The organism is Gilliamella sp. Pas-s95 (assembly GCF_009795795.1).
Taxonomy (GTDB): Bacteria; Pseudomonadota; Gammaproteobacteria; order Enterobacterales; family Orbaceae; genus Gilliamella; species Gilliamella bombicola.
Genome location: NZ_WTFC01000007.1, coordinates 78,362 through 84,669 on the forward strand (window position 1 = coordinate 78,362; position 6,308 = coordinate 84,669).

Here is a 6,308-nt window from a genome sequence, read left to right on the forward strand (position 1 = left end):
AAATACAGCATAATTATAAAACAAAGGTGAGTTAAAAATGAAAAAATTTAGTCACATTATTGCAAGAACACCAGCTAAATCACTAATCAACGGTTTAACATCAGCCAACTTAGGCAAACCAGATTATCAAAAAGCCTTAGATCAGCACAACAATTACATCCGAGCATTACAACAGTGCGATGTTGACATCACCATTTTACCCGCCGATGAACGCTTTCCAGATTCGGTATTTGTTGAAGATACAGTCCTTTGTACGCCATATTGCGCCATTATTACAAGGCCGGGAGCCGAAAGCCGCAGGGAAGAAACTGAAATTATTGCTGAGACCATCGAAAGATTTTATCCGAATAAAGTGGAAAGAATTAACGCACCCGGTACAGTTGAAGCGGGCGATATAATGATGGTTGAAAACCACTACTACATTGGTTTATCGGCTCGAACCAACCAAGCTGGTGCTAACCAAATGATAGCTATTTTAGAAAAGTATGGATTAACGGGCTCGGTGGTTAAACTCGAAAAAGTGTTACATCTAAAAACAGGTCTTGCTTATTTAGAGAATAACAACTTATTAGCAGCAGGCGAATTTATCACTAAACCCGAATTCCAACACCTTAATATTATTGAAATCCCTGAGCAAGAAAGTTATGCGGCTAACTGCATATGGGTTAACGACCGCGTTATTATGCCAGCAGGCTACCCAATCACAAAAGGCAAGATCGAAAAGCTTGGTTACCAAGTTATCAAAGTTGATACCTCTGAATATCGAAAAATAGATGGTGGTGTAAGTTGCATGTCATTACGATTTTAAAATGATTGAATGAAAACCTACTAATACTCAACTTAACAATAAGCGAACTATGAATACACCAATACAAAAAAAGCTAGGCATACTTCCCCTTACCCTATTAGTTGTTGGCAGTATTGTAGGAAGTGGAATTTTTAGCCTACCGCAAAACATGGCCGAAGGGTCAGGCACTGCAGGGATTTTAATTGCATGGACAATAACCCTTTTGGGCATGTTCATGCTAACACGAGTATTTCAGTATTTATCGATCCGATTTTACAAAATCAATGATGGATTATACGGCTATGTACGAGAAGGATTTGGCGATTATATCGGCTTTAATGCAGCATGGGGATACTGGATATCGGCATGGATGTCGTGTACTAGCTACTTAGTTATTTTATTTAGCGCATTAGGATCTTTTGATTGCTTAAGCTTTTTTGGTCATGGCACCACATTACCGGCGGTTATTGCGGCTATTTTATTGTTATGGATAGTACATTATTTTGTATTGAAAGGAATATATCGCGCCTTTTTATTAAATTGTTTAGTGACATTAGCTAAAATTGTGCCTATTGGTTTATTTATTGTTTGTGTTAGCCTCGCCTTTAAAATATCGACATTTAAGATCGACTTTTGGGGAACACCTCAATTAGGATCAATTATTGATCAAGTTGAAAACACCATGCTTTATACCGTTTGGGTCTATTTAGGGATTGAAAGCGCAACGGTTTATGCCAAAAGAGCCAAAAATATTATCAGTATTAGTCGCGCCACCTTTTTTGGCTTTGCTATTACCAGTTTATTACTTATTTGCGTATCTGTGTTATCGCTTGGCATTGTGCCACAACAAGAACTGGCGCAAATGAAAAACCCATCAATGGCCTTAGTTATTGAACGTGTCATTGGTAGTTGGGGTGCAACCTTGATCAACATCGGCTTAATTGTGTCGGTCAGTGGCGGATTATTATCGTGGCTAATGCTAGCTGCCGAAATGCTATTTTTAAGCGGTCAAGGCAAACAGCATACGGTGCCAAGTTGCTTTGGTAAACTCAACAAAGCGGGTACACCTCCCAAAGCATTATGGCTAACAACAAGCTTAATAACGGTATTAATTATCCTTGCGCATTTCAATCAATCGGGCTACAACACCTTAATCCAGCTATCAACCTCAATGGTACTTATCCCTTACTTGCTTTCGGCGCTTTTTGTTTTCAAATTGGCTATTCAACAAGGCAAGGCCTATTTAATTATGATTGGCGCTTTAGGATCGATTTATGGAGTATGGTTGATTTATGCTGGTGGCACAACTTATTTATTACTTTCCATGATACTCTATAGTGTGGGACTATGTTTTTACCTCTATGCCAGAAAGGAACGATCTTTACCGGCATTTAGTTACTTGCACGACAAAGTGTATGCTATTGCAATTATCCTATTAGCTATCATCGCTATTTTATACTTCTTGATCTGATCATATTTAGTCGAGGTTTTTTGACAATCTCAAAAAGCCTCATATGAGCAAAAAATACGAATATATAAAAGGAATGCAAGCGACTTAAATAATAAGTTATATTTGTATATAACATTAATTTTATGCTTTAACTTTTGAGGATGAAACTTTCTTTTATCAAGATTTATTACTTACTATTAAATAACTTAGATTCACTATGAAATTAAAAATAAGTAAGCATCTAAGCGTTATTTTCGAAACAGATAAAAATCAGATAACAATCGTCTAAACTCTTGTGAATAACGTCCATCATCCTCTCGCATACACAATTCCTGCGAATTAACCTTATTAGACCGAATTAATGAAAAAGCCATCAACGACAACGAAAAGTCTTTATCTGCACTATATCTAACATTCATCAATTCGTGTAAATATAACTGATTAGATTCACATAATAACCTAAACTGATTGGATAAGTGATAAGGCAAAACTAAACAAAATTGACCTGCGGGGTTTAATAAACGCTTAACCGTGTCAATAAGCTGTTGAAAGTTTAAACTTTCGGTATAGCGTGCTAATTGCCTTTGCGGATTACGACAATCAACAGCGGATTCAAAATAAGGGGGATTGGTCACAATCAAATCATAGCCCACGGCATGACTTGGCTCAAATTGATTAATATCGATATTAATCGCATTAACCGAGGTAAACCCAGCTTGCTGGCTATTTTGCTGACATTGTGCCACTGCCTGCACATCAATATCAATCGCATCAATTTGACAATGATTATGTTCTAATCGCTGGGCTAACATCAACGCAATTACGCCACAACCACAGCCAATATCCAGTATTTTTTGCGGAACAGAACAAATGGGCGCCCATGCGCCTAACAAACAACTATCGGTTGTTACCTTCATTGGACTTTTGTCGTGCCCAACAAAAAAACGTTTAAAGGTAAAGCCACCTTTTTTTAATGGTAATGGATTATTGTGCATGTTTAAACTTCTTAAACAAAGGTTTATTTGACGCAATCGCATCAGCCCAGCGCGTTGGTTCAGGCAAGCGATAGCCACGCAAACATAAATTAACCCATTTTAAAGCGCTATCTTGACTCACTCGGTGACCGGTCGAAATAAATAAAGGATTGCAATTATTTTTACTACATAGTACCCAACCAATCTGGTCTTGCTTATCTTGCAAAGGCGTGACACTACCTGCTTGTTTTGGCAATGGTTTATACTGACCACACAACTTTTTTTTAGCTACACCAATCGTTGGCATATCTAGCAACAAACCTAAATGACTAGCAATACCTAAACGTCGAGGGTGAGCAACACCTTGCCCATCAACAAACAATAAATCGGGTTTCTGAGTTACCTGCTGCCATGCCTCGATCAGTGCAGGATACTCACGAAAAGATAAATAACCGGGAATATAAGGAAACTGCGTTTTTATTCTAGCAATATGGTATTCAACAACCTTAAAATCAGGATAAGTAAGAACAACCATTGCAGCTCTAGTCACATGACCATCATCCTCAAAGCCTACATCGGTTCCACCAATAAATTTAACCGACTGACAAAACGCATCGGTTAATATAATTTGCTTCGCTAACGTCTGTTGTGTTTGCTTTAATTGTTCTAAATTAATAGACATTTTGATTCTGTTCAGTATTATTATCCACAATAAATTGATTTTACCAGAATTAGCATGCCATATACATTAGCAAATTCCGTTGAACTAACAGAAGAAATAAAAAAAAGTCGCTTTATTGTCAATGCTGCGCCAGTTACAACAGCCGAACAAGCCACCGACTTTATTAACCAAATAAGTGATCCCAACGCTACTCACAACTGCTGGGCATGGAAGATTGGACAACAATATCGATTTAACGACGATGGCGAACCGACCAGCACTGCCGGTCGCCCTATTCTTTCGGCCATTGAAGGGCAAGATTGCGATCAAGTGGTTGTGGTGGTAACTCGCTACTTTGGTGGCATAAAACTGGGTACTGGCGGGTTAATTCGTGCTTATGGTGGTTCGGCTAGCCACTGCTTACAACAAGCTGAGCTGATTGAACTTATTGCCCGTATTCCGTTGCAATTTCACTGTTATTATAGTGAATGGCCAATTATCGAAAATCGTCTAAAGGAGCTTGATGCCATTATTGAAAATCAAGAGTTTGATGCTGAAGGTGTCAAAGTCACAACAGGCATAACACAAGATAAATCGCAATTACTGCAAAAAAATATCAGCGACATCACCCGTGGACGCGTTATTATTGAGTTGTAAAAACAATTTTCAATAAAATAAAAAAAACAAAATCATATAATCAAATTATTAACTAACAACCATAAGGAATTATACAAAAAAAATACTAGTATTGATTACTGCCATGTTTTTATTCCGAAGTAACAAAAAGACTTATACGGTAGAAGATTTTGAAGATAATAAAGAAATACTAGATAAATACCGTAAAAAATGTGAGAACGGTGAAATAGATGGTGATAGTTTAAATTGTCAAAATTCTCACAAAGCAATGATTGGACTTAGTAGACCAACTAATACTGGAAAATGGACTGATTAATTTAAATGAATAAAAGCCACTCATGTGGCTTTTAAAATTTCAATATGTAGAATAAATTTTATTAATTAACTTCAACAGAATGAAGCATACAGTCCTAGCCGACTCAGGCCCAAGCGGGACTGTTTGTTGCAATATTATCCTCTATTTGCACCATAACCACCCCTGCGGCCCAAGGATTAAGGACTAAGATATAAAAGCTAAGGTGTGGTGCAAATAGAGGAATAGGTGTTGTAGCCTATCCTGCCGTCGGACGAGGGGGTGCCGACGCTTTGGTCCCAGAGGATCACGACGCCCCAGCTAAAAAGAAGAGAGGAGGCCTTAGATTCATTCAGCCAGAAGGAGTAGCCGAAGTCGCTATTATTGTAGAAATGCATATTGCCCCACTCCGAGAAAAAACCAGCTCCGATATGACGCATGTAATAATTACCAGATGACCTAGGCGTGGCGCCATCTATACCATTTCGACATGGGAAATCAGTATTATCAACACCACACTTTGAGTTAGTTAAATCCCTGAGCCGTGCTACACGATAACCCAAACGACTACACCAAGACATCATTTCGTCAGACCAAAAATACCCTTTATTCCCCCGACTTACGAACCACTTCTGTAAGACAAATCCATACCTCACCTCACGACCATCACTATCCCTACCCACCAACTCAAACTTCTGTGGCAAAGATGGACGTTCAAGTGGACTAGGATTAGCTGACTGTTGTTGAGTATAAGTCGCCACAGGACCCCTTAACGTTACCCTTGTTACATAACTGGATTTATCAGTAATCCATTTATCGTAGCTACTGCTTCGGCTTGGTCGCACCCAACGCACATCTGCCCTTATACTACCATTCGTGACAACAGACCACGTCAACTGACTTCCATCCACTCCTGCGGGCATCTCTAAGTCAAAATACACCCCATTAGTACCCGTTGTAGGAAAATTTTGGTCGTAAGATGATGAACGCGTTGACTGAGTTAAAAAACCCTTTGTAGGACTCCATATGTTAGATGGACCGGCATATTTAGGTTCATCACGACGATCAATACCAGTAGTACCACCATATAACAAATTTGGCCTTGCCGACTGAACGAAAAACGAACAATTTTCATTTGGACTGAAATAATAAGTCTCTCTGTCATTAGTGGTTGAAAATACACGACGATTTGGCACGCCATACTGTGTAGTTAAACTACCACCATCAGAGCTAAGACCTATTGTTAACTGATAAGGCGCCTTACATGCATCTAATGTATCATTAAGACGTACAGTATCTCCATTATTATCATGTAACGAAAGCCATAAAGTCCCTGTCGCCGTTACACCATTAGTACCCTGTCCATCTCCATCATCATCTCCCCAATAATGATAACGATTGACTAAATCATTTAAACTCAAATAAGTGGTCGATGGTGGAAAAATAGTCTTTATATCACCCAAAGTACGCCATGTTGATAATACTATTGGATTTGTCCTACTTGATGT

General features: G+C 38.6%; 7 protein-coding genes. 4 read left to right on the top strand and 3 right to left on the bottom strand.

Annotated features, from left to right (window positions below; translation table 11 throughout):
* The first annotated feature begins 37 nt into the window (after positions 1-37).
* Positions 38-808, top strand: a complete 771-nt coding sequence (ddaH, locus tag GQ598_RS03190; protein WP_160402320.1) for a dimethylargininase — start codon at positions 38-40, stop codon at positions 806-808.
* A gap of 49 nt (positions 809-857) precedes the next feature.
* Positions 858-2,258: a basic amino acid/polyamine antiporter gene (locus tag GQ598_RS03195; protein WP_160402321.1), complete on the top strand. Its 1,401-nt coding sequence runs from the start codon at positions 858-860 to the stop codon at positions 2,256-2,258.
* A 227-nt stretch (positions 2,259-2,485) separates the two neighbouring features.
* Here the strand turns inward: GQ598_RS03195 and GQ598_RS03200 are convergent, their stop codons facing one another.
* Together GQ598_RS03200 and nfi are read right to left on the bottom strand one after the other, a co-directional pair.
* A complete protein-coding gene (locus GQ598_RS03200; RefSeq protein ID WP_160402322.1) occupies positions 2,486-3,232 on the bottom strand; it encodes a tRNA1(Val) (adenine(37)-N6)-methyltransferase in 747 nt (248 codons plus the stop codon).
* Complete coding sequence (gene nfi, locus GQ598_RS03205; RefSeq protein ID WP_370516520.1) at positions 3,222-3,887, bottom strand: deoxyribonuclease V; 666 nt, start codon at positions 3,885-3,887, stop codon at positions 3,222-3,224. The genes GQ598_RS03200 and nfi overlap by 11 nt, the downstream gene beginning before the upstream one ends.
* A gap of 60 nt (positions 3,888-3,947) precedes the next feature.
* On the opposite strand from nfi, the gene GQ598_RS03210 reads away from it, so the two are divergent.
* Together GQ598_RS03210 and GQ598_RS11320 are read left to right on the top strand one after the other, a co-directional pair.
* Complete coding sequence (locus GQ598_RS03210) at positions 3,948-4,529, top strand: YigZ family protein (RefSeq protein ID WP_160402324.1); 582 nt, start codon at positions 3,948-3,950, stop codon at positions 4,527-4,529.
* An 82-nt stretch (positions 4,530-4,611) separates the two neighbouring features.
* Positions 4,612-4,824 (top strand): EexN family lipoprotein, encoded by a 213-nt coding sequence (locus tag GQ598_RS11320; RefSeq protein WP_370516521.1) that lies wholly within the window; start codon positions 4,612-4,614, stop codon positions 4,822-4,824.
* Between the two features lie 197 nt (positions 4,825-5,021).
* Here GQ598_RS11320 and GQ598_RS03220 read toward each other — a convergent pair.
* Positions 5,022-6,308: hypothetical protein (locus GQ598_RS03220; RefSeq protein ID WP_160402326.1), on the bottom strand; the 1,287-nt coding region annotated here is incomplete at its 5' end.

What these genes read in the sequence shown, in the direction of transcription:
- ddaH (WP_160402320.1), top strand. Translation starts at nt 38, where the DNA reads ATGAAAAAATTTAGTCACATTATTGCAAGAACACCAGCTAAATCACTA.
- GQ598_RS03195 (WP_160402321.1), top strand. Translation starts at nt 858, where the DNA reads ATGAATACACCAATACAAAAAAAGCTAGGCATACTTCCCCTTACCCTA.
- GQ598_RS03200 (WP_160402322.1), bottom strand. Translation starts at nt 3,232, where the DNA reads ATGCACAATAATCCATTACCATTAAAAAAAGGTGGCTTTACCTTTAAA.
- GQ598_RS03210 (WP_160402324.1), top strand. Translation starts at nt 3,948, where the DNA reads ATGCCATATACATTAGCAAATTCCGTTGAACTAACAGAAGAAATAAAA.